Below are 26,631 nucleotides of genomic sequence, written 5' to 3'. Positions count from 1 at the left end.
AATTGGTCTTTGTTCATTCAAACACTTCTACAATATGTAGATCAAGCTGTTCTTTCAGCGGGAGGATCTGCCCGTCTTCAATCAAACGTACAAGGGGTCTTGTCGGGTTCGTCTTTTCCACGAAAATAACTTCTGCTTCACGATGATCAGACAAGCGGATTTTCGTTCCCGTGGAATAACTGGTCATTTCTTTCACTAATGTACTAATCACTTTATGATCATAGCGCCCAAACTGCTCCTGCAAAATTTCTTCAAGCACTTTATATGGCGATTGTTTCCTCCGGTACATCCTTTCAGATGTCATGGCATGGTACATATCACAGACGGCGATTATCTGACTGAACGGATGAATTTTATTCTGGCTGACTCCTAAAGGGTAACCGGTCCCATCCAGCCTCTCATGATGTTGTAAAATAGCGACTTTGGCGTGTTTGCTTAAAGAGGAGATCTTTTCTACATGACGATAACTATAAGTGGGATGGTTTTTCACCATCTCATACTCCCTCTCTGTTAATGGGCCTTCTTTCCACACAATTCGTTGACTGATTTTAGACATTCCGCTATCTGCTAAGAGACCGGCCAATCCGACTTGGATCCATTCACCATAGTTGTATCCCATCTTTGAGGCCACATAACTGGATAGCAGCCCCATAGATACACTGTGATGAAAGATGTAATCGTTACTGGATGCATACTGATGAAGCGAGAAAACTTCACGACTTTTTGAATCAACGGTACGCTCTAGAAGGGGAACCATCACTTTTCGAATGATGCTCATATCCACAGGAGTTCCACCTTGCCATGAAATGAACCATTTCTTATACTCCTGCACTGCAGCTAAGTAGCATTCAAAAAATGGAAGAGTCTTCTCCTTCGTCCCCCGATCTGACAGTTGATTCTCTTCATGTTCTGAGAGATGATCAGCTAAAAAAAGCGAACCGTCTGAACGTCGGTTGGAAACTTCCACGACATCAATTTTGAATTTTTTCAGTACATCAATATGGACGGGCTGAAGGGTCGTATGTTTAGGAATAATCGGTCGACTGGTCCGTCCCATAACATCTTTCATCAAGAGACATCCCGGTTCCAAATTTGAGGTAGCTACCCTCATAAACGAACCCCCTTTCTCTAGTTTTCTTTTTCGTGTCACGCACTTTTACATCCAATGATTTTTACACATGAGATTCCGTATGATTACACCTCATATCGGTAGCTTTGTATATGAAAAAAGCTCGTCTAGCTCCATCTCCCTAGACACTCACATTAAAAATCTACCGTAGTTCTGTCCTATTCGGTATTTTTATAGATCAACACCAACGTTGAGCTGCGTTCTACAAGAAATGAATATAGTTCTATATTACCATGAACAATTCAAAAAAATAGAAAAATTTATTAAATATTAATCGACATCTCACAGTCTTTTGCTCCAAATAATAAAAAATCGCCTGCCGAAATTAATCGGCAGGCGACGTTTCTCACTTAAGATTCATCTGGTTCTTCTTCTGTCTGGTCGCTGGATGGTTCAGCACTTTCTTCAGAAGACTCATTTTGAGCTTCTGCTCCTTTTTCAAGTGCTTCTTCTATCAGTTCTTCTTCCTCTTTTTCTGATTCGACACGTGCGACAGTGGCTACTTCTTCTCCATCACCAAGACGAATTAAGCGGACGCCCTGTGTGTTTCGCCCCGTTTCTGAAATACTTTCCATTGGCATACGAATCAACACACCGCTCGCTGTAATAATCATGATGTCTTCATCGCCATTGACGGCTTTCGTAGCGACGACTTGACCATTTTTATCTGTCAGATTACACGTGATGATTCCTTTACCACCACGGTTGGTAATCCGGTATTCATCAGCTGGCGTGCGCTTTCCGTAACCTTTGCTCGTCACGGTGAGTACTTGCAAGGAATCGTCGAGGATTTCCATCGATACAACTTTATCGTCTTCACGAAGGGAAATTCCTTTGACACCTGCAGCTGTACGTCCCATCGCTCGGATTTGATCTTCATTGAAACGGATCAAGTATCCATTTTGCGTACCGATCATGATGTCTTTCGTTCCATCCGTCAGTCGGACAGAAATCAGCTCGTCATCTTCACGTAATCCGAGAGCAATCAAGCCGCCTTTTCGGATATTCGCAAATTGGGAGAGCGTCGTCCGCTTCGTGATTCCATTCTTCGTAGTAAAGACGAGGTACCAGTCATCTACAAAGTCTTCGACAGAGATGACAGCATTGATCCACTCATCACGTTCAACATTCAACATGTTGATGATTGGAATTCCTTTGGCGGTCCGGCTGAACTCAGGAACTTCATACCCTTTGGCTTTATAAACTTTCCCCTTGTTGGAGAAGAAAAGGAGGGTATTGTGTGTCGACGTGGACAATAGATGTTCAACGAAGTCCTCTTCGTGCGTACCCATACCCTGGACGCCTCGTCCTCCTCGGCGCTGGGAACGGTATGTGGAGGCTGGAAGACGTTTGACATAGCCCTGGTGAGTGACGGTTACGATGACCGTCTCTTCAGGGATCAAGTCCTCATCCTCAATGAAGTCTGTTCCGCCAAGGATGATTTCTGTACGGCGCTCATCATTGTAGCGTTCTTTCACATCCAGTAGTTCTCCACGAATGATTTCAAGAACTTTTTCATCGTCAGCAAGAATCGCTTTCAATTCTTGAATCAGTTTCATTACTTCCTGGTATTCATCTTCAATTTTTTCACGCTCTAGGCCTGTCAGACGCTGCAGGCGCATATCAAGGATCGCTTGTGCTTGTTTTTCAGACAGTCCGAAGCGCTCCATCAAACCAGTACGTGCGATCTCAGTCGTTTGAGATTCACGGATGAGTGAAATGACTTCATCCAGGTGGTCCAGAGCAATACGAAGACCTGCGAGGATGTGCGCACGTGCTTCTGCTTTTCTAAGTTCATATTCCGTACGTCGACGAATGACGACTTTCTGGTGTTCCAAATAATGCTCAAGGCATTGTTTTAAGTTAAGCACTTTCGGATGACCATTGACGAGTGCGAGCATATTAATGCCAAATGTCGATTGTAAGGCCGTCATTTTGTAAAGATTGTTGAGAAGGACGTTCGGATTGACGTCCCGGCGCAATTCAATGACGATTCGCATTCCATTTCGGTCTGACTCATCACGAAGATCTGTGATGCCGTCGATTTTTTTATCGCGGGCAAGATCTGCGATTTTTTCTACGAGACGGGCTTTGTTCACTTGATAAGGAAGCTCTGTCACGATTAAACGGGCTTTCCCATTTGCTTGTTCTTCAATTTCTACATGTGCACGAACCGTGATGGAACCTTTTCCTGTTTCATAGGCTTTGCGAATTCCACTCAGTCCTAAAATTTTACCGGCCGTCGGGAAGTCAGGACCATAAATATGGTTCTCCATCAGTTCCTGGATGGTAATCTCCGGGTCTTTACTTAGTGCAAGTACCGCATCTATAACCTCACCCAGCTGGTGTGGAGGGATGTTTGTCGCCATTCCGACCGCGATTCCTGATCCTCCATTGACAAGCAAGTTCGGAAACTTAGCAGGAAGGACTTCAGGCTCACGCTCTGTCCCATCATAGTTATCGTTATAATCAATTGTATCTTTGTTGATGTCGCGCAGGATCTCCATGGAAATCTTGGACATGCGTGCTTCCGTATAACGCATGGCGGCTGCGGCATCCCCGTCCACCGAACCAAAATTTCCGTGTCCATCAACGAGCATGTAACGGTAGTTGAAATCCTGTGCCATACGGACCATCGTGTCATAGACAGCAGAGTCTCCGTGAGGGTGGTACTTACCAATAACCTCCCCAACGATACGTGCAGACTTTTTGTAAGCTTTGTCCGCATGCATACCAAGGTCATGCATCGCATATAAAATCCTTCTGTGCACTGGTTTCAGGCCATCTCTGACATCAGGAAGGGCTCGGGCCACGATGACACTCATCGCATAATCCAGGAATGAGGTGCGCATTTCATGACTGATGTTAACTTCCTGTACGCGCGGACGTTCGGGTTGATCCACCATTCTTTTTACCTCCTAGTTACCTAAAAGGGGAAAGGAAATATTCGACTCCCTTTCCCGTTCTTTCATGACATTCGATTTATATTAAACATCAAGGTTTTGTACATATTGGGCGTTCTCTTGAATGAAGTTACGGCGAGGTTCGACTTTGTCTCCCATAAGAATGTCGAAGGTCTCATCTGCCCCCATGGCATCTTCTAAGCTGACCTGAAGCATCGTCCTCGTTTCGGGGTCCATCGTCGTTTCCCAAAGTTGTTCTGGATTCATCTCTCCAAGACCCTTGTAACGTTGAACACTAGGCTTCGGTGAGCTGGACAGTTCTGCCATCTTCACATCCAGCTGCTTATCACTGTAAGTGTAGTAGATCGCTTTTCCTTGCTGGATCTTGTAAAGTGGCGGCTGAGCGATATAAATATAGCCATGTTCAATCAATGGACGCATATAACGATAGAAGAACGTCAATAGTAAAGTACGGATGTGGGCACCATCCACATCGGCATCGGTCATGATGACGATTTTATGATAGCGCGCCTTAGAAATATCGAATTCTTCACCGATTCCAGTTCCAAGGGCTGTGATGATGGCACGTACTTCGTTGTTGGAAAGGATTTTATCCAGGCGTGCTTTTTCAACGTTAATGATTTTACCACGCAATGGCAAAATGGCCTGGAAATGACGATCCCGCCCCTGCTTGGCAGATCCACCGGCAGAGTCACCCTCAACGATATAAAGTTCAGAGATGTTGGCATCTTTGGAAGAACAGTCCGCCAATTTCCCGGGCAAATTGGAAACCTCTAGCGCATTTTTACGGCGCGTCAATTCACGGGCTTTCTTGGCAGCCATCCTTGCTCTTGAAGCCATCAAACCTTTTTCAACAATCGTTTTCGCCATGTTCGGATTTTCGAAAAGGAACTTTGTGAAGCTTTCAGAGAACAAAGAGTCTGTAACCGTACGGGCTTCACTGTTACCGAGTTTCGTCTTTGTCTGACCTTCGAACTGCGGGTCCGGGTGTTTGATTGAGATAATTGCTGTCAAACCTTCCCTGACATCGTCTCCTGTCAAATTCGGATCCGTCTCTTTAAACATATTATTTTTACGCGCATAGTCGTTAATCACACGTGTCAAACCGGTCTTGAAACCAGATTCGTGTGTCCCGCCTTCATACGTATGAATGTTGTTGGCATAGGAATAAATATTGCTCGCAAATCCGTCGTTGTACTGCATGGCGATTTCAATGGAAATCTCATCTTGTTCATCCTCAATGAAGAAGGCATCATGCAGCGTTTCACGTGTGCGGTTCATGTGTTCAACGTAGGAAAGGATTCCGCCTTCGAAATAGTAATTCACAGGCTCTTCATCCGTACGTTTATCTTCAATCGTGATCGTAAGGCCTTTGTTTAGGAAAGCAAGCTCCCGCAAACGATTAGCAAGAATCTCAAACTTATATTCCTGTGTCTCTGAGAAGATTTCAACATCTGGTTTGAATTGGATGCGTGTTCCTGTCTGATCAGTCTCTCCGATCACCTTCAAGTCTTCTTCAGGAACACCACGGTGATAAGCCTGGTAATGGATTTTCCCATCACGATGGACGAACACTTCTAGTTTCGTAGATAAGGCGTTTACGACGGACGCCCCTACACCATGGAGTCCTCCGGATACTTTATAACCGCCCCCGCCGAACTTACCTCCGGCGTGAAGAACGGTCAAAATGACTTCAACAGCTGGACGTCCCGTTTTCTCCTGGATCCCGACTGGAATACCACGGCCGTTATCGGTAACCGTAATGCTGTTGTCTTTTTCAATCGCGACTTGAATATGATCGCAAAAACCGGCCATTGCTTCATCGATACTGTTATCGACAATTTCCCATACGAGGTGGTGAAGGCCTTTCTCGTTGGTGGAACCAATATACATGCCTGGACGTTTTCTTACCGCTTCTAATCCTTCCAGTACCTGTATTTGACTCTCATCATATGCCTGCTGCTCTTCGATAATATCTTCCTTCATGGTACTCACCTACATTTCTCAAGTGGTTTATCTCTAATCCCTTACGTCTCTCATCTATCGGTATATTATAATTCGGACTCTTCCGAGAAATCTTCCAGTTTGTTCAGTGTGGTCATCATGTTCGCTCGTTTTTTCAAGGTGTAAACAGATAGTGGGCTGAAATAGATGACATCATTCGTAATCACTATCGCTTTCGCCTGATGGTCTTCCGTTTCAATGACCTGTTTTTCCTTACGCTGATTATGAATCATTTCTTCGATGATCGAAGAAGATGAAATCAAACTATGATCAATGATTGCCACAACATCCTTCGATTGGATGACGTGATCATCGCCAATATGAATGAACAATTCGCCACCTCATTTCTCTATGTCTATCGTTCCTTCTCTCACGCGGAAAATTTCTGCCTGTTCCAGTGCCTCATGTTCTATTCCATCGATACTCGTCGTAGAAACAAACGTCTGCACTTTCCCTTGGATCGTGTGAAGCAAGTGCGATTGCCTGAAGTCATCCAGTTCACTAAGTACGTCATCAAGAAGCAAGATCGGGTACTCACCTACTTCACTATGAATCAGTTCAATTTCAGCGAGTTTCAAAGACAATGCCGTTGTCCTTTGTTGGCCCTGTGATCCATACGTTTGGACGTCTTTTCCGTTCACGTAAAACACTAGATCATCCCGGTGTGGTCCTGCCAACGTCGTCCCGCGTTCCACTTCTTTTGATTCAATTTCTTGAAACTTTTCGGAGAATGTATCTTTTATTGTTTCCAAATTCATATCCTCTGATACTCGTACACTCGCATCATAAGCAATTTCAAGTTTCTCCAGTTGCCGACTGATTCCTTCGTGAATCGGTGTTGCCCACGACCGGAGAAGCTGCAGGAATTTAAACCGGCGTTCGACAATCGTCGTTGCATGTTCAATTAACTGCTCTGTCAAAACACCGAGCATCGTCCGGTCCGCTCCCGGCTTTCGTTGCAAGTCTTTCAACAGATGATTTCGCTGTCTGAGAATCTTCTGGTATTGACCTAAGTGATAAATATATGTGGGTTGTATTTGGCCGATTTCCATGTCAATAAACCGACGACGCACCTGAGGACTCCCCTTTACAAGATTGAGATCCTCAGGTGCAAACATGACCACGTTCAAAGCGCCGATGTAGTCACTCAGACGCTTCTGCTCGATATGATTCAATTTCGCTTTTTTCCCTTTTTTAGAAACAACAATTTCCAGAGGGAAACGGCGATTACGTTTAAATATACTCCCTTTTATTTTACCATACTCTGCATCCCACTGTATCAGTTCTTTATCTCTCGGCGTACGATGGGATCTTGTAAAAGCAAGGACATAGATCGCTTCCATCAGATTGGTCTTTCCCTGGGCATTTTCACCAATGATGACATTGATCTTATGGTCAAACGTCAAGGAGAGTTCATCATAGTTCCTGTACGAACGTAATGATAACTCATGGATATACATAGAAGAACTCCTGACCTAAGCTTCTTTGACAACAGTGAAGCTGCCGAATTCTTCAACTTCTACTGTATCGCCCACATACAGTTTGCGGCCACGACGATTGTCAATTTCTCCGTTTACATAAACTTCAAATTCCGACAAGAAAATTTTCACCATTCCACCAGATTCGACAATATTAGCCAACTTTAAAAATTTCCCTAATGGAATATATTCTGTACTGATCCCGATCTCTTCGTTCATATCATTTCACCCTATTTCATGAATTCACCTATCTTTCATTTTACTAAAGATAGGTGTGTAAAGAAAGTGTGAGAGAAAGAAACAGGACTGTGTACCTCTTTCATCTCTCATTCACTGACATATCAACCTCTTTATATCCTAATTATTCCAGATTTCGTTCGACTTCGATCCTTGCCATTCACCCTAATACTTAGAGGGCTAACTAATTACTGTCGTGAAAACGAACGGTTATTAACAAAACCTCGTCCACCTTAGGGTTTACAAGTTGAGAGATAGAAATCTAAACCAAATGAAAAAGGTGCTCTATGCAAAACATAAAGCACCTTCTTACCTTTACCTTTTTACTAAATTTAATAAGTTCTTACCGGGAGAATCAATTGTAAGATTTGGTCGTCATCAACGGGACGAATTAAAAACGGACGCATCGCTCCTGTAAACTCAACTTTCACTTGATCATAATCCACCGCTTTCAGTGCATCCATCATGTACTTGGCACTGAAGGAAATTTTAAGATCCTCTCCGTCGACAACAGTCGCCATCACTTCTTCGACAACATTTCCGACTTCAGGGGAATTTCCGGTAATCTCAAGATGATTATCTTCTTTAGTAATTAAACGAACGACATTGTTCCGGTTCTCTTTCGCAAGTAGAGACGCACGATCCACCGACTGCAACAATTCCTTCGTATCAATTTTAACGATGGTTTTACTTTGTTCAGGGATCAGGCGTGAAGTTTCCGGATAATTTCCATCGAGCAAGCGAGACAGGAAGTACAGATGTTTCGTCCGGAATAACACCTGATTATCGGTCACACTCACTTCAATCGTTTCTTCAGAATCATCAAGAATCTTATTCAATTCAGTCAAGCTTTTACCAGGAATGACAACAGCCGGCAAGGATTTTCCTTCTGGCTGCTCCAATGGAATTTTTCTTGATGCTAACCGGTGGCTGTCAGTCGCAATAAATTCAAGATGTCCATCATCGAGTTTCACGTGAACACCCGTCAAGATTGGTCTTGTTTCAGAAGTGGATACAGCAAAAACTGTTTGTCGAATCAAATTTTTCAGTAGATCGATGGGCAGTTCAAAGCTTTCTTCTGTATGAAGCTGTGGGAGTTGCGGGTACTCTTCCGGGTCCTGTCCATTCAAATGGAATTCTGCATTTCCAGAACGAATCGTTACATTACGCGTATGATCACTTTCTATTTCCACCGTGTTTTGAGGAAGTTTACGTACAATATCAGGAAAATACTTAGCCTGAAGGACAATGCTTCCTGGTTCAATATTTTCTACATAAACGATTCCGTCTTCTTCACTAGGAATAAAAGATTCAATGGAGATATCTGAATCACTACCTGTTAATTTAATTCCTTCTTCACTGGCTTCGAGTTTCATTCCGGTAAGAATTGGGATCGTCGTTCTGGATGAGATAGCTTTCATGACGTTTTGGACACTATTGATTAATTGATCCCTTTGGATAACGAATTTCATTTTGAATACACTCCTCCTACTTGAGCATATATTAATTATTTTTATATAAAATGCAGTAATAGTACTAGTATGGGCTGTGGAAATGTGGATAACAAGGTCAAACCTTTACACTGTGTGTTTATCCACATGTGGATAGGGTGTTGATGAATGTGCAACCTCTATTCACATTATCCACTAGTGAGATTTTAATTGTTCACGGATTTCGTCCAATTCTTTTTGCAGCTGTTGGTCATCGGCGACCATTTTTGAAATTTTTTCATGAGCATGAATGACGGTTGTATGATCACGTCCTCCAAATTCTTCTCCTATCTTCGGCAATGAAAAATCCGTTAATTCTCTGGAAAGATACATTGCAATTTGTCTAGGGAAGGCGACGGATTTTGTCCGCTTCTTCGCCGGGAAGTCTTCCAATCTCACATTGTATTTCTCACCGACCATTTCTTGAATCGCTTCTATAGTAATGACCTTAGGTTTCGAGCTAGGAATGATATCTTTCAGAGCTTCTGCTGCAAGGGATGCATTGATATCACTATTGATTAAGGAAGAATAGGCAACGACACGAATGAGCGCACCTTCAAGTTCGCGGATGTTCGTGTCGATTTGATTAGCGATATAGAGCATCACTTCGTTTGGAATATCCAACCCTTCTGCTTTTGCTTTTTTACGTAGGATGGCAATTCGAGTTTCTAAATCAGGTGGTGTGATGTCTGTAATGAGACCCCATTCGAATCTTGAACGGAGACGATCTTCCAGTGTAGGAATTTCTTTTGGCGGACGGTCACTGGAAATGACAATCTGCTTGCTTTCTTCATGAAGTGTATTGAACGTATGGAAGAACTCTTCCTGAGTTTGTTCTTTTCCAGCAAGGAATTGGATATCATCTATTAAAAGCACGTCGACACTCCGGTATTTATTACGGAAGTTGACGGCCTTGTTGTCTCGAATGGAGTTAATAAATTCATTTGTAAATTTCTCTGATGATAGATATACGACTTTGGCATTCGGGTTATGGTCGAGCACATAGTGTCCGATCGCATGCATCAAGTGTGTTTTACCAAGCCCTACGCCACCATAGATAAACAATGGATTATAAGCTTTGGCCGGTGCTTCTGCGACAGCCAGGGACGCCGCATGAGCGAAACGGTTGCCTGATCCAATCACAAAGGTATCGAACGTATATTTAGAATTCAACATGCTTTGTGGTGATTCTTCATTCCCGTTGTTTTTGACATTCGGCACTTTCTTAGATGATAGTTTCACATCTTCTAGTGAGTCGTCTTTAGATTCCGGAATAATGAACTTTGTATCAAGTTCCGCCCCTGTCACTTCGTATAAAGTTTCCGTAATCAAGCTTTCGTATTGATTTTCAAGCCAATCTCTGGCGAATTCATTCGGAGCAACGATCGTAAGCGTATTTTCATTTAAAGAATCTGCTTTGGTTGCTTTCAGCCAAGTTTCGAAACTCGGTTTGCTGATTTTTTCTTTAATTTGCTCGAGCGTATTGTTCCATAATTCATTGATGTTCTCCAAATTGTCTCACCCCTCTCTGTTTCAGTGGAAAACAAAAAAACCTTTCGTTCTCTTTTTCGAACGTAGCAAAAGGATCGAAAGGCATTCGTATAAGGTTTGTATAATAGCTATCGTTAAAAAACCTCTGATCGGATGTGGATGTCCGAAAGTTGATTTTACTAGAGTTCTAGAAAGTTATTTTCAATATCCACACTCCTGTGCATAACTACATAAACAGTCGTGTTAATAACTGTCCACACGTTATCCACAATCTGTGGAAAAGATTTTTGGTGTTCAGAAGTCATTCACGGTTAAACACAAATATAATACCAGATAAAAACGGCAGTTGCAATGGTCCACGCTAACTTATCCACAATTTCAACGGCTTGTAGACAAAACTCATCCACAGCACTATATTTTGTGATTTTCTTGTCGATATTTGTTGTGGACAGTAAAAAGGCAGGTTTAAATTATACACAGATCCTGTGAATGTTCGCCAGGGGGAGTTTTTGTTCGCTTATTTATGACAGGAATCGTCAATTGTTATAGTACAGGGCTGTTATATAACGGGTGGAGATCTCTCAAGTTTGACTTGGAAATAACAGTTGACAAAAGTGACAGCCATTTATTATACTAATCGGGACTGCCTTTTAGATGTATTATTGGAATTTTCCTCAGGAGGTGTATATATAATGAGTAAACGCACATTTCAACCAAATAATCGTAAGCGCAAAAAAGTACACGGCTTCCGTGCACGTATGAGCAGTAAGAACGGTCGTCATGTTCTTGCCCGCCGTCGTCGTAAAGGAAGAAAAGTTCTATCAGCATAGGCCACTGAAAACAATCAGTGGTCTTTTTTTCAGTATATGGTCAAAAGTGGGGCGGTTTTACGTCCCTCTTTTGTTTTTTTATAGAGAAGAAAAGCATAAAATTTCTCGTTGTTTCTTTATAGATCTTTGATGGTCTTAAAAGTTTAGACAAGGATAAAAAGAGATGTTTTCCTACATAATGGTAAAAGATCTCTTACTGGGAGAATAGTGGAAGGCAAAAACGGTCTGCCCAAGCCTTCTTGTTTGTAGTTTTGGAGGGTGTTCGATGAAAAAAGCTTATCGTATTAAAAAAAATGAAGATTTTCAAAAGGTTTTTCGTCGCGGGCAGTCGTTCGCCAACCGCCAGTTGGTCCTTTATTATATGAAAAAGGAAGAGCAATCTCATTTTCGAATGGGATTATCCGTCAGCAAGAAAATCGGTCATGCGGTTATGAGGAACCAAATCAAACGGTATTTGCGGCAAGCTTTTCATGAACTGGAAGAAGAGATCCACCCGCATTACGACCTTGTCGTCATAGCCCGTAAACCGACGAACCAAATGGAATTTCATGAAATAAAGAAAAGCCTGACCCATGTGTTATCAAGGTCAAAGCTATTAAATAAAAAAATTCGCACGTAATCATATAGAATTATGGTGTCAACTAATGCTAAACTTATGATTGTCGTATAGTCATTCATCGGTTTATATTTAAAAAAGATAGAAGAGCGATTTCAGTAAGGAGGAAGGAACGTTGCGGAATAAATTACTCATCCTGGTCGCGATGACAGGTGTGCTTACGTTCCTATCCGGGTGTATGGAAGTCAACCAAGAGATCACCTCGGATAGTACAGGATTTTGGAATGAATATATCGTTTATCCATTGTCACAAACATTGTTATTTTTCGCCGATGCCACGAATGGAAGCTACGGGTTGGCGATTATAATCGTTACCATCATTATTCGTCTCTTGCTTTTGCCTTTGAACGTCAAACAACTGAAAAGTTCAAAAGCCATGCAGGATATTCAACCGGAATTGAAAGAACTAAGAGAGAAATATTCTTCTAAAGATGCTCAGACACAACAAAAGCTTCAACAAGAAACGATGCAGCTTTTCCAAAAAAATGGTGTCAATCCACTCGCGGGTTGTTTGCCAATTATTGTTCAAATGCCGATTTTGATTGGTTTTTATCATGCAATTATGAGAACAGAAGCGGTCCAAACCCATAACTTCTTATGGCTTGAGCTTGGACAAGCGGATCCATTCTTAGCGATTTTGACAGCAGCAACAACATTCCTGCAGCAGAAATTGATGATGGCTGGGGGAGCGGCTGCACAGAATCCACAAATGCAAATGATGCTTTACATCATGCCTTTGATGATCGGTACATTCGCATTCTTCTTCCCATCAGCCCTTGCGTTGTACTGGATTGTCGGTAACATTGTTATGATTCTTCAAACCATTTTCATTCGTAAACCAATGATGAAAGATGAGACAGGAGGAGCAAACTAGTGAAGCAATGGACTGCTACGGGGACTACAGTTGATGAGGCGATCCAAACAGCACTAGAGCAATTACGCACATCAAGAGATCAAGTCGATGTCGAGATCATTGATGAAGGTAAAAAAGGATTTCTCGGTTTTGGTACGAAACCAGCGATAGCAAAAGTATCTATTAAGAAAAATCCAGTGCAGGACGTCGAAACATTCATCCATGAAGTAGCAGAACAAATGGGCGCTCCTGTCCAGGTCAAAACAGAGCTTCGTCAACGCGACATTTATATGGAGCTTGAAGGTGAAAAGATAGCAATGATGATCGGCAAGCGAGGGCAAACTTTGAATTCCCTTCAATATTTGGCCCAGCTCGTCGTGAATCGTGAATCCGATGTCTTCTACACCGTTATGTTAGACGCAGAAGGCTATCGTGGTCGAAGAAAAGAAACTTTAGAAAACCTCGCGCACCGACTGGCAGAAAAAGCAGTACGTACCAATCAGGAAGTGAAGCTTGAACCGATGCCGTCGTACGAAAGAAAAATCATTCATAGTGCGCTGCAAAACCATAGAAAAGTCGAGACGGATTCTGACGGGAATGATCCCCGCAGACACGTCGTCATCCGACCTCAATAATGTTTTTATCATGCTTCTGTTCATCTCTCGTGAACAGAAGCATTTTTTATGGACTCCCATTCACAAACGCTCCCTTTTCTTGAAGACTCAGTTTCGAGACTTTTGTTGAGTGGAGGGGGTCTGCGGGGAATAGATCGCTTTCCGCGGGAGCGCGGTGAGCACACACCGCACATCCTTAAAGGAAGCCTTGTTTAATTGAAATAATAAATCACAATTCCTGGCCATGGATACGGGGTCAGGGAAACGACGAATTTGAGTGTTTTGAATCAGTCAGTAGAAAGACATTCACGTTCGTGTCACCATACGGTTTTCATGAGGACGTTTCCCAGACCCTGTTTTCTTGCTTTATTTGTTCAGGATCTTTGGTTAAAACGACTCGATAACGGCGTGGGGGAGCAGGTCTTCATTACAGGGGTCGTTCGATTACGGTTTAAAGGGGATTTCGAGAACCTCATATAGTAAAGGGGCGGAGGGAAACGGTGAGACTCCTGTGGGAAGTGCGTGGTAGATGAGACCCCACAGAGCTTTAGCTCGAGGAGGCTCATCACTCGCCCACGGAAAGCGAACCTTTTCCCTCCGCCCCTAAATCCCCACGAAAGTATCGAAATTGAGTCTTACAGAATCCTGCCATATTGTTTAATAAATAGCTGGTATTCGTATTGTTCTTTTGGATGGTGGAGAAAATGATAGAAGGGGTTATGCACATGTGGATAACTAAAAGGAGCGGAAATAGGGAATATACGTGTTGATATCTTTTCAAAACACGTGGCGGTGTGGTAAGGTAGTATGTTAGTGACAACAATAATATTCCTGTTGTGGATAAATATAAATCAAACATTTTTCAGGAGGTGAGTGCGTGTGGAAACAGATACGATAACCGCAATTTCGACCCCAATGGGAGAAGGAGCGATCGCAATTGTCCGTTTAAGTGGACCCGAAGCTGTGGCGATTGCTGCAAGCCTTTTTAAGGGGAAAGATTTGAACGGGGTCGACTCCCACACCATGCATTACGGAAAGATTATAGACCCGGAGTCGGGCGAAATGGCGGAAGAAGTGATGGTATCTGTCATGCGTGCCCCGAAAACTTTTACAAGAGAAGATATTGTGGAGATCAACTGTCATGGCGGTTTAGTTTCTGTGAATCGTCTCTTAGAGATCGTGTTGGCAAGTGGTGCGAGATTAGCGGAACCCGGAGAATTCACGAAGCGGGCCTTCCTCAATGGTCGTATCGATCTTTCTCAGGCAGAAGCGGTCATGGACTTGATCCGCGCGAAGACAGATCGGGCGATGGATGTCGCTTTAAAGCAGATGGACGGCCGATTATCGAAGTTGATCCAGGAATTACGACAAAAGCTTCTTGAGACACTCGCTCATGTCGAGGTGAACATCGACTATCCGGAATATGATGATGTCGAAGAGATGTCTCATGAAATGATGGAAGAAAAAACAAAAGAAGTACACGGAGAAGTCACCCGTATTCTTGAAACCGCGAAACAAGGGAAGATTTTAAGGGAAGGACTGGGTACGGCGATCATTGGTCGTCCGAACGTCGGAAAATCCTCCTTGATGAATGCCCTTGTCCATGAAAATAAGGCGATTGTGACTGAAGTTCCCGGGACGACACGTGATGTGATCGAAGAATACGTCAACGTCCGTGGTGTTCCCCTTCGTCTTGTTGATACAGCAGGAATTAGGGAAACCGAAGACATCGTCGAACGAATCGGTGTCGAACGTTCCAGGCAAGTACTAAAAGAAGCTGACTTGATCCTGTTTGTGTTAAACTATGGGGATGAGCTGAGCGAAGAGGATGAAAAGCTTTTTGAAGCGATCCGGGATATGAATATCATCGTTATCGTCAACAAAACGGATTTGGAACAACAGTTGAATCTTAATCAAGTAAAAGATTTAGCCGGAGATCATCCAGTAATTACAACCTCCTTGATCCGTGAAGAAGGGATCGACCAATTGGAACAAGCGATTGGAGATACATTCTTTGAAGGAGATCTTGATGCTGGTGATATGACGTATGTTTCGAATGTCCGCCATGTTCAGCTATTAAAACAAGCGAAACAAGCCCTTGAAGATGCCCAAAACGGCATGGAAATGGGGGTTCCGCTTGATGTCGTCCAGATCGATGTGACAAGGACGTGGGAGATCCTCGGGGAAATCGTCGGGGATACGGTTCACGAAAGTTTAATCGATCAACTATTCTCTCAATTCTGCTTAGGAAAATAAGCGTTCTGTGTGAACGATATTCAATATATTAAAAAAGGAGAGTCATCCGAATGACATATGATGCAGGGCATTATGATGTAATTGTTATTGGTGCTGGTCATGCCGGAGTTGAAGCAGGTCTTGCTGCCGCGCGTCGTGGAGCGAAGACATTGATGCTGACCTTGAACCTCGACCTTGTTGCTTTTATGCCGTGTAACCCGTCCATTGGTGGTCCTGCGAAAGGGATCGTTGTCCGTGAAGTGGATGCTTTAGGTGGAGCGATGGGGCGCGTCATTGATAAAACGCACATTCAAATGCGTCTATTGAATACGAGAAAAGGTCCTGCGGTACGCGCATTGCGTGCGCAAGCAGACAAACCGTTATATATCAAAGAAATGAAGCGAGTCCTTGAAAACCAGGAGAACTTGACACTTCGTCAGGCGATGGTTGAAAAAGTATTAGTCGAAGATAACCAGGTGAAAGGGGTCGTGACTGAAACGAAAGCGGCCTACTACGCCCCAACAGTGATCGTAACGACAGGGACGTTCATGCGCGGACGTGTGATCATTGGCGACTTATCTTATGAAAGTGGCCCGAACAACCAGCGTTCCACCGTATCTCTTTCTGAACAATTGGAAGAGATGGGTATTGAAATGGTTCGTTTCAAGACTGGAACACCAATGCGCGTCAATAGTCACACCATCGACTATTCCAAAACGGAAATCCAGCCAGGGGAAGAAGAACCACGTTCTTTTTCTTATGAAACGACAGAGTTCATCACCGATCAAATTCCGTGCTGGCTAACGTATACGAACGAAGATACGCACAAAATCATTAACGATAACCTAGGACTATCTGCGATGTACTCAGGAGCGATTAAAGGAACAGGTCCACGTTACTGTCCATCCATCGAAGATAAGATCGTCCGTTTCAATGACAAACCGCGTCACCAGATTTTCCTGGAACCTGAGGGAAGAGATACCGAAGAAGTCTATGTACAAGGTCTTTCCACCTCTTTACCAGAGTACGTGCAGAATGAAATGATGCGTACTGTTCCAGGTCTTGAAAAAGCAGAAATCATGCGTGCCGGTTATGCGATTGAGTATGATTCTGTTGTGCCTACACAGTTATGGCCGACACTTGAAACGAAACAAATCGAAGGGCTGTTTACAGCTGGACAGCTTAACGGTACTTCCGGTTACGAAGAAGCAGCCGGGCAAGGGTTGATGGCAGGAATCAACGCAGCTGCGAAGGCGCTTGATCTTGAACCATTGATTCTAGACCGTTCTCAAGGATACATTGGCGTCATGATTGATGACCTTGTGACCAAAGGGACGGGTGAACCGTATCGTCTGCTTACTTCCCGTGCGGAGTTCCGCTTGATGCTTCGTCACGATAATGCGGATCTTCGTCTAACAGAAATCGGCTATCAGCTTGGTTTGATTCCTGAAGACCGCTACGAGCGTTTTACTGAGAAGAAACGATTGATTGAAGAAGAGAAAAAGCGTCTCGACAAAGTCATTTTGAAAGAGACGGACGAGGTTCAATCAGTCATAGAAGAAGCGGGCGGCTCGAAACTGAAAGACGCCATCCGTGCCACTGATTTGCTGAAGCGTCCAGAAATGAATTACAGTCACTTGGAACGTTTGACTCCAAGCGATGTTTCCCTGCCTGAAGATGTTAAAGAGCAGGTGGAGATCCAGGTGAAATACAGTGGTTATATTAAAAAAGCCCTGGAACAAATTGACCGCATGAAGAAGATGGAGACGAAAAAGATTCCTGAAGACATTGATTACGATGCGATTCACGGTCTTGCCACAGAAGCGCGTGACCGTTTGAAATCCGTCCGTCCTCTATCTGTAGGGCAGGCTTCCCGTGTATCAGGGGTAAACCCGGCGGACGTTTCCATTCTGCTTGTTTACATCGAACAAGGGAAAATCGCTCGCGTATCCGGGGAATAAATTGAAAGGATGGACTTATGGATATCAACACCTTTCTTAAAGCATTACAAGGACATGGCATCGAACTCGACAATCACCAGCAGCGCCAGTTCGAAAAGTATTTTGAAATTCTCGTCGAGTGGAATGAAAAAATGAACCTAACTGCAATCACCGATCAGGAAGGCGTCTATTTGAAGCACTTTTACGATTCACTAACGGCCGCCTTCTACTATGATTTCAATCAACCGCTTCGCATTTGTGATGTTGGAGCGGGGGCCGGTTTCCCAAGCTTGCCTTTAAAAATCGTCTTTCCCCAGTTGAAAGTAACGATTGTCGATTCTTTGAAAAAACGAATCACATTTTTGAATCACTTAGCCCACGAGTTGGAATTGGATGATGTCGCTTTTTATCATGATCGTGCCGAAAATTTCGGAAAAAACGCGAACTTCCGTGAAAGTTATGATCTTGTGATGGCCCGCGCCGTTGCGCGAATGTCCGTTCTAAGTGAATTATGTTTGCCGCTGACTGCGAAAGGCGGCAGGTTCATGGCGATGAAAGGTCCGAACTTGAAGGATGAAATGGAAGACGCTTCGATTGCGATACAAACCGTCGGTGGTGAAGTGCTTGATGTTCACACGTTTGAATTGCCGGAAGAGGGCAGTGAGCGGAACATTGCTATCATTGAGAAAAGAAGAAAAACACCGAAGAAATACCCGAGAAAAGCGGGAACACCGAATAAAACACCGATTCAATAACAGCGTTAGCCTCTCTGCCTCTGGTAGAGAGGCTATTTTATTAGGGAATAGGAAAAACAGTACATTAACTGAGAGTTGCAGGACATGGAAGGAGGGGAGCAAGAATGGAGATCATCGTGCTGTCAGATACGCATATGCCAAAAAAAGCGAAACAGATTCCAGAGCGTTTTTTGAAAGAATTGAAGGACATAGATGCCATTATTCATGCTGGAGATTGGCAGTCTTTAAACCTATATGAAACATTGAAAAAATATGCTCCTGTTTACGGTGTATATGGCAATGTGGACGGGGAGGATATTCAAAATAAATTCCCAGCCAAACAAATGCTGGAATGGGAAGGATACAGGGTTGGACTTGTCCATGGCCACGGAGAGAAAAAGACGACAGAAAAACGTGCGCTGGAAGCTTTCGAGGATGATGACTTGGATGTGTTGATTTACGGGCACTCTCATATCCCGGTTCTCCGTTACTTTAAGAAGACGCTATTGTTCAATCCGGGATCGCTTACTGATAAAAGGCGCGTGCCCATGTACTCATTTGGGAAACTCTCTTTAGCTCAAGAAGGAATTCATGCTGAACATATCTTTTTTAAATCCTGATGAAAATGTTAGAGAAATTATTTCGTTTAAACGGAAAAAAGCAGGTGTAACTGGTGGCACAAGATCAGCTTGTTTAGGAAGATAAAAAATCCCGCTCCTTTTACGATGAGGGAGCGGGATTTTTTTGGCATGTCGGGCAGTAGTAGCAACGCCTGGAAGCGGCACGGAATTTGATAATTTCTGTTCCATCGATCCGGCACGATTGACCTTCCCTGTTGAAGACCCAGTGCTCTGTATTCGTACCGCTTTTTACCTTGTTTTTTCAATTCTTCCGCAAGGGCTGGGTCGTTCGTAACCCCTTTGTTTTCATAAGAACGCCACATGAGATCGATGCACGCTTGGGCTGCACGGTGAAGCTGTTTGTTGGTACAATCCATTGGTCTAGAGAATGGAGAGATCCCAGCTACGAATAGTATTTCACTGCGCAAGTAATTTCCTATTCCTCCGATGAATGCTTGATCGAGTAATAGAGAAGTCCATTTTCTTCTTACAAACCTTTTGTCTTGAAAACGAATAAACAACTCATCCGGTGTCACTTTCTCACTTAAAAGATCCGGCCCGACCTTTGAAAGGAAGGGGTGTTCTTCCTCCTCTCCATCTTTTAGCACTTCAATATCTGAAGCGCTGTAAAGAAGGGCGGACTTCTTTACATTGTGAAGGGCGAGCCGTAATTGACGGTTTGTTTTTGGATAGTTGTAAGCGTTCCTGGTGTACCATTTTCCATACAATTGGTTGTGCGAATAAATGACATGATCATTGTCAAAGCGGATGAGCATCGCTTTCCCTTTTGTGTCGACCTTTGTGACGGTTGATCCGCGTAGAACTTCTTCATATCCTTGTAAGTGCTCAAAGGCAAAGTGGAGATCGATGATGGCTCGGTTTTTTAATGCTTTTTCGACTGAATCGGCTGCTCGTCTGATCTCTGGTCCTTCTGGCATCTATTCCATTCCTTTCGACTAGCTGGAAGTAAACATTCCACCGTTGATATGGATGGACTGACCTGTGATGTAGGTTGAATCATCAGAGGCAAGCAGGACGTAGCTTCCAACATGCTCTACCGGCTGCCCTGGACGTCCCATCGGTGTGTTGGTACCGAATTCTTCCACTTTTTCTTCCGGGAATGTAGCCGGAATAAGTGGAGTCCATATCGGTCCTGGGGCAATGCCGTTCACTCGTATGCCTTTGTTTACCAACTGTTTAGCCATGGAGCGGGTAAAGGCGACGACGGCTCCTTTGGTTGCTGTGTAGTCCACAAGCTCAGGGTTTCCGACATATGGATTGACAGAGGCTGTATTAATAATGGCACTTCCTTGTTTGAAGTGAGGAATGGTCGCTTTCGTCAAATGGAACATGGAAAAGATGTTCGTTCGAAAGGTGCTCTCCAATTGTTCGGTCGAAATGTTTAACAGATCATCTGTCGGGTGTTGTTCTGCGGCGTTATTGACGAGAACGTCCAATTGCCCAAGCTCATTCACTGTACGTTCGACCGCTGTTTTGCATATTTCCTCATCCCCGACATCTCCGGGAATCAGGATGGCACGGCGCCCTTCCTCTTCAATTTTCTTCTTCGTATATTCAGCATCTTCATGTTCCTCTAAATAAGAAAGCGCAACGTCTGCGCCTTCTTTCGCATAGCTTATGGCGACCGAACGTCCAATCCCGCTGTCAGCACCTGTGATCAAAGCTACTTTTCCAACTAATTTATGTCCACTTTTATAATCTTCATCCGCTTGCAGAGGAAGGGGGTTCATTTCTTTTTCTACTCCTGGCTGCTTGGATTGTTCCTGTCCTTGTTGACCGTTTGTTTGACGTTGTTCTCTATTCATTCGTGTGTCCTCCTCTAATCGTGTTTGTTTGATGTCATTCCACCATTATGGAAAAATCAAACAAACATAACAAAAACCCCTTTAAGGATCGACCTATGAGGGGCTTGTAGAAGAGCGTAATAATAATGATCGTACGAAAAGTCCAATGACGATGCCGGGCAGCAGGAATAAAATCGGCAGCCAAACCGGCCCGATTAAGACCCCTCCTACCTTAAAAAGAGGAGAATAGATCAGTCCAATGGTAACGGAGTAGGCACAAAACGCAAAAGGGACGAAGGTATACGGGGGACATTCCCCATCGGCCTTACAATAAGCATCCCAGACAGCGAACATGTACACACACGGGTAGAACATCAGCCACTGATAATCCGTTACTTCGATGGCCTTCTCTATATTACCGTGGAAGCTATGAACAATTGCCATGTTGAAGGAACTGTTCACGTTGAGAACCACTTCTAAAAGAATGAAGGACAGTCCCTTGATGACCTGTCCATTCAATAGCTGTCCAAATCCAGGAAAGGCAATGCTCCATAATAAAATTTCCAATCGTTTTTCTTTCATATCAATTCCTCTTCCGCTAGAGATTATTGGATGAGTTTCTCTCTGTCTGGAGCTTGAGGGGGTTCTTCAAACCATCCATTATGGATCATGATATCCAGACCGTCTTTCGCATAGATCGCTGTCTCTAAAATCAACTTTTGATAGGTGAATACGATATCGTAGCGCAGACTGACTGCTGAACTTGTTGCATAATTCCCCTGTCCAGAAGAAGCGAGTACGCTGATTAAATACATCATGAGTCGATCAGAGAAAACAGGATCCGTCCGAGTGGATAGAAAGTTAGCAGAGACCATTGGAGTCATGATCCCAGATTGATCCAGAAGGTTTGAAAAAAGCTTCCGGTGTTTAATGGACATCTTCTTCCCTTGTTTCATATACTCCTTGACTGTTTTGTTCTTACTTGTTTGAGCGAACCCCTGGCACAGCACTTCTCCGATTGTGTTGTTCTTTATGTTTTCATACAAGTGGGTAATTTCCATGGTATTCAAAGATCGTTTACTGAAAGGGTGGTAATAACTTTTCGATTCAATGTATTCCGTTTCTTTATTTATGGCAATTTGAGGAGGTCTTGTATAAATGCCTTTATGAAGTCCTATATTTACACATTCGTTGAAAAGTTGGTCTTGTTTACGCATCCGTTCGCTGAAAAAATGGCGAACATCTTCCCTGGAAGAGGCTCCTAATGAAAACCCATCTGAAGTTAGTCCTGCTTGCCCCATATGTTCGAGAAAAGTCAGCATGAATGGATCTGTAAACAGTTTCGGGGCATTAGGATTCAGGTCATCCATGGAATAGCCATTGGGAACAGGGAGGTCAGCTTCCTCAAAAAAACGACGGCAATCATTTACTCCTTGTTCAGCGATATCCTTAGCTAGTCCAATCAGAGGTTGGATTTGTTCGTCCTTATGGGTCAATTGGAAATGTTCCAAGACAGGGATGGCCATACTATTTTGAATATACTGTGTCCATAAGAGTCCAATTTCATTGGCTGTCAGTGTTTTTTGGGACATATTGATTTCCCTCCTGTGATGATGATGGTGGTTCTAATTTGCTTTCTTTCACTTCATCCTTGAATAACAAGTAACCTGGCAAAAAGAGCAAGTTTATTATGAAGGCGTAGATGAGCAATTTAGCTAACCAATCGATGACGAACACGGTGGATAAGAACACGAGAGCAATGATGACTAGTGGGGATACATAGGCATAAATCATGGTTCGTCCTCCTTTTCCCTTTTATGCTTTCCGTCCGGGTATAAATTATTACGAAAAGAGGATGATAGGAGAAAGAAGTCAGATCTCGAATAAAGGAGTTCGTCATGTGGAAATGGAAGCGGAAAGAAAAACAGCAGCCACAAGAGCAACAGCAAACAAAGAAGCAGAGCGACACTCTTTCTGAATTTATTCAAGTCATGCAACAGTCCGAAGATTTCGTTCGTTACCAATTAAGTGGCCGTACGAGGTGTACGATTTCTTATTTGAAGACGATGTGTGACTCAATCATTCTGAATCGTAGTGTCTTGTCGACGTTAAATAGTGACTCTCTCCACACGCTTCATGACATGCAAGAAAGAATTCCTGTAGAGAACATTCGTAAAACCTCCAAACTGGATTTAATTGAAGAAAAATTTATGTATGGCTATATCATGATCCAGGTCCACGATGAGGATGAAGAAGTGCTGCTGATTCCTGCGATCTCCTTAGAATCAAGAAATGTCAGTATTCCAGAAGTGGAATTCAGTGTCGTAGGACCCAAAGAGGCGTTTGTTGAGACACTGAACACAAACATTAATCTTTTAAGAAAACGCCTTCCTCTGCCACAGTTGACCGTCAAAGAAACGAATATCGGGAAAGTGACAAAAACACGTGTGGCCATCGTTTACATCGATGGGGTGGCGAATCCGGATAATGTGGATACAGTGGAACAAAGGTTGAAAGGAATCGAAATTGATCAGGTGATGGACAGTTCGTTTATCACTCAGATCATCGCAGATAACTCCAATTCTCCTTTCCCTCAATTCTTGGATACGGAAAGGCCAGACCGTGTTGCATCTACCCTCATTGAAGGGAAAATTGCCATTCTCGTAGATGGATCCCCCCATGCTTTGACCTGTCCGACAACGGTCGTTGAATTTTTCGGCGCTTCGGACGACTACTTTCTTCCGTGGCATTTAGCGACCGCTTTCCGTTTGATCCGTTTGTTTGCCGTTATCTTTTCTGTATTGAGTACACCTTTGTACGTAGCTGTGCTTACGTATCATCACGAAATGATTCCAGCAGCCTTGATGGCCACGATTGTTTCTTCCCGGTCGGATATTCCCTTTCCACCGATATTGGAAGTGATTGTTCTGGAATTGGCGATTGAACTGTTACGTGAAGCTGGGGCCAGACTCCCGACGAAGATCGGACAAACGATCGGTATCGTAGGAGGTATCGTCATTGGTACTGCAGCGGTGGACGCGGGGTTAACGAGTAATGTTTTGTTAATCATCGTCGCCCTCAGTGCACTGGCTTCCTTTACGACACCTGTTTATCAAATCGGTAATACGATCCGATTGATTCGTTTTCCATTTCTAATTGGTGCCCAGCTCTGGGGGCTTGTGGGGGTTTCAATGTGTATGGTCTATTTCATAGGTCATCTCATCAAACTACAATCGATCGGACGTCCTTTTTTCGAACCGCTTTATCCACTCAGAATCAAAGACTTAAAAGATGCTTTTATTCGTCTGCCTTTCAATAAACAGACGGAACGACCTGTTCTTATGAGAACAGAAGATACACAACGAATGAATTCATCACGTGTAAACGCAAAGAGGGATATCGATGAATAAGTTGAACAACAGCCAGGGAGTGAAGATCCCTGAAAATTTTTTAGTGACACCAACCTATGTCTTCTTTTTAATTACCAGCATGCAGGTTGGAGTGGGAATCCTCGGATTTGAAAAATATTTAGTTGAAGAAGCCGGGTATGATGCATGGATCGCTATTTTAATTGCTGGGGGAATTCTTCATGTCGTCTTATGGATGATCTACCGTCTCCTTCAAAATGGCGGGGGCGATATGGTCGAGATCCATAGAAGTATTTTCGGGAAATATATAGGAGGTTTTTTAAGCCTCCTATTTTGTGCTTACTTCACACTCCTTACCTTTACAGTAATCATCACTTTCATTGAAGTCATCAAAGTATGGGTGTTTCCAGGGCTTCAAGTATGGATGTTTGCTCTCGTACTCATATGGTTGGTGTATTATTTGGTGAGTGGTGGATTTCGAGTCATCACCGGCATTTGCTTGATCAGCGTAATCATCGGTTTACCGATTCTCCTGCTTAAATTCTTTCCTGTACAGGCAGGTCATACGATGAATATTTACCCTATGATTACTCACGATTTGAAGGATATCCTTGGAGCTACTAAACAAAGTATCCTTAGTTTTATCGGGTTGGAATTTTTGCTCATTTATTATCCCTTCATTAAAAATCCTGAAAAGTCCAAGAAATGGGCACATTTTGGTGTGTTTTATACGACGATGATCTATTTGATCAGCATCCTCGTAACATTCGTATATTATAGCGAAGAACAACTTAGACAAGTCGTATGGGGGACGATCTCCGCTTGGAAAATCGTAGAGTTTCCTTTTATCGAGCGGTTTGAATATGTAGGAATTGCCATGTGGCTTTATGTCGTCCTGCCAAATATCTGCCTCGGTTTATGGGGAGCGACAAGAATTCCAAAGCGTTTATTCAATGTGAAGCAAAAACACTTTGTCATCATTTTTTGCCTTTCCCTTTATTTCCCGGCGGCCCTTTTAGACGGAAGACCTATCATTGATAAGGTGAACAACTTGTCAGGACAGCTTGGATTATATGTTTTAATGTATATTCCTATTTTATTGGTACTGAAGATGATTTCAGATAAGGTGAGGAAACGGACATGAAGATGAATTTTATTATAGTGGTGGTGTCTGTCGTACTATTAGCGGGATGTGCGCCTAGTGTAAGCGTGGAAGAAAACGCGATCGTACAAATTATTGGCTATGATTCAGGCGAAGAAAAACTGATACAAGGAACGGCGTCCATCCCTCAGTATGGGAAAAGTGAGGATAAGCAGGCGGCCTCGGAACTTTACTTGACTGTCGATGCCGATTCGAGCAAAGATGTCGTAGTAGAAATACAAAAACAGTCATCCAAACCAATTTCCATTGGAAAACTAGCCGTTACGTTGTATGGAAAAGAACTAGCTGAGAAAAATTTGGATGATATTATCGATGTACTTAGCCGTGACCCCCGTCTAAGCAGAAACATGTTTTTAGGCGTTGTCGATGGTTCGGCAAAAGAGTTAATCGAAAGTGGGTATACTCAGGATGAAACAACTTCGAAGCATTTGCAGGGACTGATTGAAAATAACACGCGCCATAACTTTCCTTCCACAAGTTTACATGACTTCTTATATGCGTATTACGCCGAAGGGATGGATCCGTTCTTACCTTTGCTGAAGAAACGGGAATCCTTTGTCGAACTCTCTGGTGTCGCGTTTTTTAAAAAAGGATTGTTTGTTGCTGAAGTTCCAGATACGAAAATCTTCACATTCAAACTGTTAAAAGAAAATTTCACCAAAGGCATGCAGGACATCCCTTTTGAGGGAGGGACGATAATGATGGATAATATCGGATCAAGCGTTGATTATGAGATCGTAGGGTCTATGGACAATCCTAAGGTAAAAGTCAAAATTAGTATGAAAGCTGAAATTAATGAAATGTCAGGGGTGGATCGCAATGCTAATCCTCAGTTAGCGAAAGACATGGAAGAAAAATTTGTCGAGTTTTACGAAAAACAGACAGATGAGCTCCTCTCATTATTTAAGGAAAAAGGAATCGATCCGCTCGGTCTTGGTAATTTCGCAAAGACGAGAAAAAGAGATTTTGACATTTCCAAATGGGAGGACAACTATTCAGATCTTGATATTGAAGTGAACGTAGACGTCAAGATTACCGAGTATGGAATATTCTCATAACCAAAAAAATTCTATGGAAAAATCGAAAGGTCATCCGTGTAGT

The 26,631-nt window shown here is 43.2% G+C and carries 24 protein-coding genes; 11 read left to right on the top strand and 13 right to left on the bottom strand.

What is annotated here, in order from left to right:
• Positions 1 to 13: 13 nt before the first annotated feature.
• The 8 genes from ACXACN_RS15015 to dnaA all read right to left on the bottom strand — a co-directional run bounded on the left by ACXACN_RS15015 (position 14) and on the right by dnaA (position 10,774).
• The gene (locus tag ACXACN_RS15015) at positions 14 to 1,069 is read right to left on the bottom strand and encodes an HD-GYP domain-containing protein (protein WP_474965561.1); all 1,056 of its coding nucleotides are present in this window, start codon (positions 1,067 to 1,069) and stop codon (positions 14 to 16) included.
• Positions 1,070 to 1,479: 410 nt separating this feature from the next.
• A complete protein-coding gene (gyrA, locus tag ACXACN_RS15010; protein ID WP_474965560.1) occupies positions 1,480 to 4,035 on the bottom strand; it encodes a DNA gyrase subunit A in 2,556 nt (851 codons plus the stop codon).
• Between the two features lie 81 nt (positions 4,036 to 4,116).
• Positions 4,117 to 6,039 carry a DNA topoisomerase (ATP-hydrolyzing) subunit B gene (gene gyrB / locus ACXACN_RS15005; RefSeq protein WP_474965559.1) on the bottom strand — a complete coding sequence of 641 codons (1,923 nt, stop codon included), beginning with the start codon at positions 6,037 to 6,039 and terminating at the stop codon, positions 4,117 to 4,119.
• Between the two features lie 65 nt (positions 6,040 to 6,104).
• On the bottom strand, positions 6,105 to 6,389 hold the full coding sequence (remB, locus tag ACXACN_RS15000) for an extracellular matrix regulator RemB (protein WP_474965557.1): 285 nt from the start codon (positions 6,387 to 6,389) through the stop codon (positions 6,105 to 6,107).
• Positions 6,390 to 6,398: 9 nt separating this feature from the next.
• Positions 6,399 to 7,517, bottom strand: coding sequence for a DNA replication/repair protein RecF (recF, locus tag ACXACN_RS14995; protein WP_474965555.1), 1,119 nt, complete (start codon positions 7,515 to 7,517; stop codon positions 6,399 to 6,401).
• 15 nt (positions 7,518 to 7,532) lie between these two features.
• Entirely contained in the window at positions 7,533 to 7,754 is a 222-nt protein-coding gene (gene yaaA, locus ACXACN_RS14990) for a S4 domain-containing protein YaaA (protein ID WP_474965553.1), read from the bottom strand.
• A 350-nt stretch (positions 7,755 to 8,104) separates the two neighbouring features.
• On the bottom strand, positions 8,105 to 9,244 hold the full coding sequence (dnaN, locus tag ACXACN_RS14985; RefSeq protein ID WP_474965551.1) for a DNA polymerase III subunit beta: 1,140 nt from the start codon (positions 9,242 to 9,244) through the stop codon (positions 8,105 to 8,107).
• A 174-nt stretch (positions 9,245 to 9,418) separates the two neighbouring features.
• On the bottom strand, positions 9,419 to 10,774 hold the full coding sequence (gene dnaA / locus ACXACN_RS14980) for a chromosomal replication initiator protein DnaA (RefSeq protein WP_146814498.1): 1,356 nt from the start codon (positions 10,772 to 10,774) through the stop codon (positions 9,419 to 9,421).
• A 671-nt stretch (positions 10,775 to 11,445) separates the two neighbouring features.
• Here dnaA and rpmH point away from each other — a divergent pair.
• The 8 genes from rpmH (at position 11,446) to ACXACN_RS14940 (ending at position 19,195) form a co-directional block, all read left to right on the top strand.
• Positions 11,446 to 11,583, top strand: a complete 138-nt coding sequence (rpmH, locus tag ACXACN_RS14975) for a 50S ribosomal protein L34 (protein ID WP_160910483.1) — start codon at positions 11,446 to 11,448, stop codon at positions 11,581 to 11,583.
• 265 nt (positions 11,584 to 11,848) lie between these two features.
• Entirely contained in the window at positions 11,849 to 12,202 is a 354-nt protein-coding gene (gene rnpA / locus ACXACN_RS14970; RefSeq protein WP_474965550.1) for a ribonuclease P protein component, read from the top strand.
• A 112-nt stretch (positions 12,203 to 12,314) separates the two neighbouring features.
• The gene (gene spoIIIJ / locus ACXACN_RS14965; RefSeq protein WP_089650737.1) at positions 12,315 to 13,073 is read left to right on the top strand and encodes a YidC family membrane integrase SpoIIIJ; all 759 of its coding nucleotides are present in this window, start codon (positions 12,315 to 12,317) and stop codon (positions 13,071 to 13,073) included.
• Positions 13,073 to 13,687, top strand: a complete 615-nt coding sequence (jag, locus tag ACXACN_RS14960; RefSeq protein WP_474965549.1) for an RNA-binding cell elongation regulator Jag/EloR — start codon at positions 13,073 to 13,075, stop codon at positions 13,685 to 13,687. Before spoIIIJ ends, jag begins: the two co-directional genes overlap by 1 nt.
• Positions 13,688 to 14,545: 858 nt before the next feature.
• Positions 14,546 to 15,922 carry a tRNA uridine-5-carboxymethylaminomethyl(34) synthesis GTPase MnmE gene (gene mnmE / locus ACXACN_RS14955; RefSeq protein WP_474965547.1) on the top strand — a complete coding sequence of 459 codons (1,377 nt, stop codon included), beginning with the start codon at positions 14,546 to 14,548 and terminating at the stop codon, positions 15,920 to 15,922.
• Positions 15,923 to 15,972: 50 nt separating this feature from the next.
• Entirely contained in the window at positions 15,973 to 17,862 is a 1,890-nt protein-coding gene (gene mnmG / locus ACXACN_RS14950) for a tRNA uridine-5-carboxymethylaminomethyl(34) synthesis enzyme MnmG (protein ID WP_474965546.1), read from the top strand.
• A gap of 17 nt (positions 17,863 to 17,879) precedes the next feature.
• Positions 17,880 to 18,596, top strand: coding sequence for a 16S rRNA (guanine(527)-N(7))-methyltransferase RsmG (rsmG, locus tag ACXACN_RS14945; protein WP_474965544.1), 717 nt, complete (start codon positions 17,880 to 17,882; stop codon positions 18,594 to 18,596).
• Between the two features lie 104 nt (positions 18,597 to 18,700).
• Positions 18,701 to 19,195 (top strand): metallophosphoesterase family protein, encoded by a 495-nt coding sequence (locus ACXACN_RS14940; RefSeq protein WP_474965542.1) that lies wholly within the window; start codon positions 18,701 to 18,703, stop codon positions 19,193 to 19,195.
• A gap of 26 nt (positions 19,196 to 19,221) precedes the next feature.
• Here ACXACN_RS14940 and nei read toward each other — a convergent pair whose 3' ends face one another.
• From nei to ACXACN_RS14915, 5 genes are all read right to left on the bottom strand, one after another.
• Positions 19,222 to 20,133: an endonuclease VIII gene (nei, locus tag ACXACN_RS14935; RefSeq protein ID WP_474965541.1), complete on the bottom strand. Its 912-nt coding sequence runs from the start codon at positions 20,131 to 20,133 to the stop codon at positions 19,222 to 19,224.
• Positions 20,134 to 20,151: 18 nt separating this feature from the next.
• The gene (locus ACXACN_RS14930) at positions 20,152 to 21,021 is read right to left on the bottom strand and encodes an SDR family oxidoreductase (RefSeq protein ID WP_474965539.1); all 870 of its coding nucleotides are present in this window, start codon (positions 21,019 to 21,021) and stop codon (positions 20,152 to 20,154) included.
• A gap of 93 nt (positions 21,022 to 21,114) precedes the next feature.
• The gene (locus ACXACN_RS14925) at positions 21,115 to 21,582 is read right to left on the bottom strand and encodes a hypothetical protein (protein WP_474965538.1); all 468 of its coding nucleotides are present in this window, start codon (positions 21,580 to 21,582) and stop codon (positions 21,115 to 21,117) included.
• A 23-nt stretch (positions 21,583 to 21,605) separates the two neighbouring features.
• Positions 21,606 to 22,592, bottom strand: coding sequence for a DUF3231 family protein (locus tag ACXACN_RS14920; RefSeq protein ID WP_474965536.1), 987 nt, complete (start codon positions 22,590 to 22,592; stop codon positions 21,606 to 21,608).
• The gene (locus ACXACN_RS14915) at positions 22,564 to 22,794 is read right to left on the bottom strand and encodes a hypothetical protein (protein WP_474965535.1); all 231 of its coding nucleotides are present in this window, start codon (positions 22,792 to 22,794) and stop codon (positions 22,564 to 22,566) included. The genes ACXACN_RS14920 and ACXACN_RS14915 overlap by 29 nt, the downstream gene beginning before the upstream one ends.
• Before the next feature lie 104 nt (positions 22,795 to 22,898).
• On the opposite strand from ACXACN_RS14915, the gene ACXACN_RS14910 reads away from it, so the two are divergent.
• Genes ACXACN_RS14910 through ACXACN_RS14900 form a run of 3 tightly spaced genes read left to right on the top strand, consistent with a single transcriptional unit; the run spans position 22,899 to position 26,588 of the window.
• Positions 22,899 to 24,410, top strand: coding sequence for a spore germination protein (locus ACXACN_RS14910; protein ID WP_474965533.1), 1,512 nt, complete (start codon positions 22,899 to 22,901; stop codon positions 24,408 to 24,410).
• Entirely contained in the window at positions 24,403 to 25,512 is a 1,110-nt protein-coding gene (locus tag ACXACN_RS14905; RefSeq protein ID WP_474965532.1) for a GerAB/ArcD/ProY family transporter, read from the top strand. The genes ACXACN_RS14910 and ACXACN_RS14905 overlap by 8 nt, the downstream gene beginning before the upstream one ends.
• Complete coding sequence (locus tag ACXACN_RS14900; RefSeq protein ID WP_474965531.1) at positions 25,509 to 26,588, top strand: Ger(x)C family spore germination protein; 1,080 nt, start codon at positions 25,509 to 25,511, stop codon at positions 26,586 to 26,588. The genes ACXACN_RS14905 and ACXACN_RS14900 overlap by 4 nt, the downstream gene beginning before the upstream one ends.
• Positions 26,589 to 26,631: the final 43 nt, after the last annotated feature.

The sequence above is a fragment of the Halobacillus sp. AWM4_238 genome, from assembly GCF_056158265.1.
Note: the sequence above shows the minus strand (reverse complement) of the source record. Positions and strands in the feature narration are given on the sequence as shown.